Annotated in this window: 4 protein-coding genes and 2 rRNA genes; 1 reads left to right on the forward strand and 5 read right to left on the reverse strand. The window is 38.7% G+C overall.

Annotated features, from left to right (window positions below):
- Positions 1 to 168: 168 nt before the first annotated feature.
- Positions 169 to 396, forward strand: a complete 228-nt coding sequence (locus WC815_23960) for a hypothetical protein (protein ID MFA5911848.1) — start codon at positions 169 to 171, stop codon at positions 394 to 396.
- 30 nt (positions 397 to 426) lie between these two features.
- On the opposite strand, the gene WC815_23965 is transcribed toward WC815_23960, so the two are convergent.
- The 5 genes from WC815_23965 to WC815_23985 all read right to left on the reverse strand — a co-directional run.
- Positions 427 to 876, reverse strand: coding sequence for a putative toxin-antitoxin system toxin component, PIN family (locus WC815_23965; GenBank protein MFA5911849.1), 450 nt, complete (start codon positions 874 to 876; stop codon positions 427 to 429).
- Complete coding sequence (locus tag WC815_23970; GenBank protein ID MFA5911850.1) at positions 845 to 1,120, reverse strand: hypothetical protein; 276 nt, start codon at positions 1,118 to 1,120, stop codon at positions 845 to 847. Before WC815_23970 ends, WC815_23965 begins: the two co-directional genes overlap by 32 nt.
- 84 nt (positions 1,121 to 1,204) lie before the next feature.
- Positions 1,205 to 1,321 (reverse strand): 5S ribosomal RNA (gene rrf / locus WC815_23975).
- 510 nt (positions 1,322 to 1,831) lie between these two features.
- On the reverse strand, positions 1,832 to 2,494 hold the full coding sequence (locus tag WC815_23980; protein MFA5911851.1) for an LAGLIDADG endonuclease: 663 nt from the start codon (positions 2,492 to 2,494) through the stop codon (positions 1,832 to 1,834).
- A gap of 62 nt (positions 2,495 to 2,556) precedes the next feature.
- Positions 2,557 to 5,653, reverse strand: a 23S ribosomal RNA gene (locus tag WC815_23985); the annotation flags it as partial.

A 5,653-nucleotide genomic window follows, 5' to 3' on the forward strand; every position in this document is an offset into this window, starting at 1 on the left:
CCACAAACTGTCGGATTATATTGTTTACTATAATTCCCAAAGACCCCATCACTCACTAAACTTAAAAAGTCCATTACAGTATTTTATGGATGAAGGGGGTATGTCGCAAATGTCCTTGACTTATACATATTATTGACAATTAACAAGAAGAAGATCTAAAATCAGACCATGACTTTTGAAGCAATGCGTCCTTTTTTCCCTGACCCAGATGACCCTACAGATTTCACACAAAACACAGTAAACACAGGAAGAAAAAGATATAAAAATGGAATTAAGATGCAAAAATCACCATTAACTAGACAAAGAGGATTAAAACTCAAAGAATTTGGCTTAGTGGCTATGACGAGAGGTTTAATAAAACAAAATCCCCCAAGACAATCAAGAGAAGAATTCTAAAAAGCATAATTATCCATAAAAACAGAGTGCCTAAGTCTTGGTATTAAGAAGCTTTAAAAATTGATTTGCAGTTATTATTTTAATTCCATTTATTTTACCCCTTAAGACATGTAGGTCGTCATCTCCAGAAACTATATAAATAGGACTTTTGGTGTAAATAGCTAAAGCTATAGAAATTAATTCATCATCATCTGAATCTCTACAAATCTTTACCTTTTCTGGAGCATATACAAACTTACCCAATGCAACTATAGAAGTGATAAAATTTTGAATTTTTACTTTCGTAAAATTATATTTATTAAAGATTCGTGGGTAATTTAAGACCTTATTTAATTCTTGTAAAGTTTTATCACTATATAATAATTCAAATTTGCGTTCCATAAACGCTTTATAAATTAAATAATCGCTACCATTTTCTGTAATATTGGCACGAATCAAAACATTAGTATCAATTACTCCTTGGAGCGTGTTTTTTGGCATACTCTATATCCCTATTTATCTCTTCATCTGTAAAATGTTTATTTTTCTCGTGCATTTCATCCAACATGGCAAACATTTCATTTTTAAGTAATTCTTTTTCTAAATTTGCAAGCCGTTTATATTCTTCAAATGATAAAATAACAGCCTCTGCAACACTATCACGAAGGACAACAGTTGGATTTTTAGGCACAAGATTATCTAAAATATGTTTAAAATTCCTTTGTATATCTGTAACTGTCACCATTTGTGTATTCATAGTATATACATACTACAATACATACTGTAGTATGTCAAGTCCTTTTCAGCCACAAAAAACAGAGTACCTAAGTCTTGGCGATGACTTATTTTCGCGGCAAGTTGCCCTGCAACTATCGTCAGCGCTATGGCGTTTTACTTCTAAGTTCGGAATGGAATTAGGTAGTTCCACCACGCTCAAATCACCAAGACTTAAGTACCCTGACAACTGAAGGATATTTTGTTTTCGTTAATATTACAACCTACACTTTATATGTACTGTTGCAAGGTTTTCCTTCGACCAATCCGTAAAAATAAGCTTAATGCCTTACGGCACTTCCACTTTTTCCCGGTTATACCCGATATTCTTTCGGGGGTCTTCATCCCTTTCGGGAAACGAGTTCTAATCTTTAGGTGAGCTTCCCGCTTAGATGCTTTCAGCGGTTATCTCTTAGGAATATAGCTACCCGGCGCTGCGACTGATGTCACAACCGGCACACCAGGGATTCCCCCCTCCTGGTCCTCTCGTACTGAGGAGAGCTCCTATCAAAACTCGAACGATCCCACTGGATAGAGTCCGAACTGTCTCACGACGTTCTGACATACAATTCTTCTGTTACTAGAAGGTATGGACTATATCATATCCCGTTCAAACGGGACCTGGCGTATTACCAGCCTATAAAGGCCGGTCTAAGGAAAAATTCCTTAAGTCTCTACGGGGTTACAAAGAAATTTTATATTGAAATTGAGGCAAAATATAATCTTTAATCAAGTCTCTAAAAGTTAAGAAACTTCCTGCAATTATATAAAGCCTATGCAACCTCTTACCATTCCACAAACCAGCTGAGGATATTCTTGCAACTATATTAAAATTTTTCTTTAATACATGTATAAGTTTTTTCTGGTCTTTCAGCGAAAAACTCTGTGTATGCAAAAATGCTCCTTTACCGTATGGTTTACGACTTCCGTCGTCCATGTACCACACTGCTAGTGCTAATGGTGAAGTTAGAATTGAATCAATTATTTTAGGTATTACTTTTTTCCCTTTCGGATAAAAAATATGATAATACCTTGTTATTAAAGGGTGGCTAATCGTGCTAAACCTCCAAGAAACAAGATACATATCTCGATTCTTGTAGTAAATTCTTTTCTCTTCTCTAGGTTTAGTTAAAACCCAGTTTTGAAATACTTTATATTTCCAGAAAACATAATCAACCTGTTTCTCAGAATGAGAGAAAGTTAAAAATGCCTCCTTTTGAAGAATTCTAATATTAGCATCTCCTAATACCGAACCAATTAATACTTCTTCTTGAATTTTGTTTAAAATCAACAAAGTTTTGTACTTAATCAACTCTTTTCCAACTAAATTCTTTGAACTTCCCACGGTATTACCCTTAATTTAGAATAAACCGAAGTTTATCCAAAATCAATAGGGTTTCACCGTTATAAGCCAATTTTGTAACTCTGGTGATTACTCCTCCAGAGGGGCTCAAGCGCTTAATCGCGCTAACCCAGCTCGCGTATCACTTTAATGGGCGAACAGACCAACCCTTGGGACCTTCTTCAGCCCCAGGATGTGATGAGCCGACATCGCAAAAAATCATATTACTTACGTAATAGCTTGACTATACCTTCATCCAATTAACAATTTATGGATGTTGACGTGTTATGGAATACTTCCATCTGTTCCATCAAGAGGAACAAGTCGATACGGGGTTATATTGAAACTAGATAATTAGATTATCATTAATTGTTTTTATTTCAATAAACTTCCCACGGTATTAACCTTATTTATTATGTAAGGTATTCACCGTTATGAGTCAATAATTCTGATTTGAAACTGGTGGTTCAAATCACAGCATTCTGAAATTACTTCCAGAAGACCCCGATATGTTGAGGTAGCGAACCGCGCCGTCGCTATGGACGCTCGGGCGCGACTACTCTGTTATCCCCGGGGTAGCTTTTATCAGTTAAGCCCCGTCCCTCCCATGAAGGATCGGGGGATCACTAAGACCTACTTTCGTACCTGCTCGACCCTTCGGTCTTGCAGTCAAGCTGGCTTATCTCTTTGCAGTTAAATTACGGTTTCCATCCGTAACAAGCCAACCTTTGTGCCCCTGCGTTACTCTTTGGCAGGGTACCGCCCCAGTAAAACTGTCCATCTAGCACTTTTCCCATCCCTGTCTTCAAGGGATCTAAGTAAGCCCAACAATCTCCAACGAGAGGTATTACACTGATGATTACTCTCCCTCCTATTCTAGACAATCAAAAATTGTTAAGGCAATGCCAAATTACAGTAAAGCTCCACGGGGTCTTTTTGTCCAAGTGGGATTAGGCCGCGTCTTCACAGCCAACGCAATTTCGCCGAGTGAATCCTCAAGACAGTTGCTAACTCGTGACGCCATTCGTGCGGGCCAGAACTTACCTGGCAAGGAACTTCGCTACCTTAGAACAGTTCACTAATGTTATTTACAACTTTTCAAAGTTGAATTCTCATAATCGCTTACAAGGTCGGACTATATCATACTTAATTTCTTAAAAATTAAGTCTCGGCGTGTAGTCTCTGGGGATTCTAAAATAAATTTATTTTAATTTATACTCTTTTTCAAGCTTTTTAATTGCTTGCTTAGATTTATTTTTAGCTTTCAAAGCATCATCTCTCTTTGTGAGAAATCTGTATATCCATATACAAAATATAAATCCAATTCCAAGAGTCTCAAATATGTTTGCTAAATATTCTCCAAAAAGTCTATCACCAAAAAATAGTGATATGAACAAAATAGACAATCCTATTATGTTAACTATCTGGATATTTTTATCTTGCATATTATTTAATTTACTTTAGCCTTTCCTGCTGATTGTCCGCACTGATCGCATTATTACTATCATTATAGACAGTAGCGTCAGATACTTCAACCGTTCATTGATCTAAAATCAATGTAAGTTACGGTTATACGGATATTCCAGCATATAGCCAAGTTTTTTATAGTAACTACAATATTGTTCATAGTTACTGCTGTCGTTTCACCGGAGCTTTAGTTCAATGCAGTTAACCTTGCGGCTAACCACCTCTCCCCTTAACCTACCGGCACTGGACAGGCGTCGGCCTGTATACTTCGTCTTTCGACTTCGCACAGACCTGTGTTTTTGATAAACAGTCGGTCAGCAAACTTTAGGTGCCACCTTTTCTTGCGAAAAGGTAACCCATCTCCCGAAGTTACGGGTAGTTTTTTTGCCGAGTTCCTTAAGGATCCTTCTCTCGATCGCCTTAGTATTCTCTACCAACCCACCTGTGTCGGTTTGCGGTACGGCTTTTTATAACTCTCGTTGCGAGTATTTTCTTGCAAGCTTAAAACATTGTTATTCCCCACCTCGCGGCGGAGTTTATATCGCTTCTTAATTAAACGTTCTGATAGATTTTCTATTCAAAACTATCTCAAAGCTTAAACCTCAATTCAATAAGAGGCTACAAATTTCATGCTCGGTTACCCCCAACTAAACATGCTTTCGCATGCGTCTTGCGACGTAACGATTTATAAAAAATAGTTGAATTTTAACAACTTGTCCTTCGGCTACGCCAGTAAACTGACCTCACCTTAGGTACCGATTAACCCGTCGCGGACGAACCTAGCGACGGAAACCTTGGGTATTCGGCGGACGGAATTCTCATCCGTCTAGTGCGCTACTCATGCCTGCATTCTCACTTCCATACACTCCAGCAAACCTTACGGTTCACATTCACTGTATATGGAACGCTCCCCTACCAGATACACTTTTGAGGGTGTAAATCTTAAGCTTCGGCACTACATTTAATCCTCGATAAATCTTGGGCGCTTCTTCTCAGTCGACCAGTGAGCTGTTACGCTATCTTTAAAGGGTGGCTGCTTCTGAGCCAACCTCCTGGCTGTCTGAGAGAAAAAACTTCCTTTAAAACTTAATGTAGATTTAGAGGCCTTAGCTGTAAATCTGGGATGTTTCCCTTTTGCCATATCAGCTTAGCCCGATATGACTGTCTACCATTTTATTTATCAGTATTCTGAGTTTGGTTGATGCGCCTCAGTTACCCTTGGCGAACCATCCAGTAGCTTTACCCCTGATAATTTTATTAATGGCGCGGTCCCTATAGACCTTTCGGGGAGAACCAGCTATCTCCGAGTTCGGTTGGTATTTTGCCACTAACCACAAGTCATCCCATGTCATTGCAACGACAACGGGTTCGGGCCTCCTCCTGAATTTCTTCAGGACTCACCCTGCTCAAGGTTAGATCACTCGGTTTCGGGTCTCCCATGTACTATTTTACATCCAAAGGATGCAAATTTTTCGCACTTTCATACTCGCTTTCGCTATGCCTCGAGGGTATTAACCCATCTAGACAATAGTACAAGAGAACTCGCAGGCTCATTCTTCAATAGGCACGAGATCACATGACAAGTCATGCTCTCTCGGTTTGTCCGCAGATAGTTTCAGTTTCTATTTCATTGGGTGTCTCACCCTTCTTTTCACCTTTCCCTCACGGTACTAGTTCACTATCGGTTCGTATCTT

This window comes from Vicinamibacterales bacterium (assembly GCA_041659285.1).
Taxonomy (GTDB): Bacteria; Acidobacteriota; Vicinamibacteria; order Vicinamibacterales; family UBA2999; genus 12-FULL-67-14b.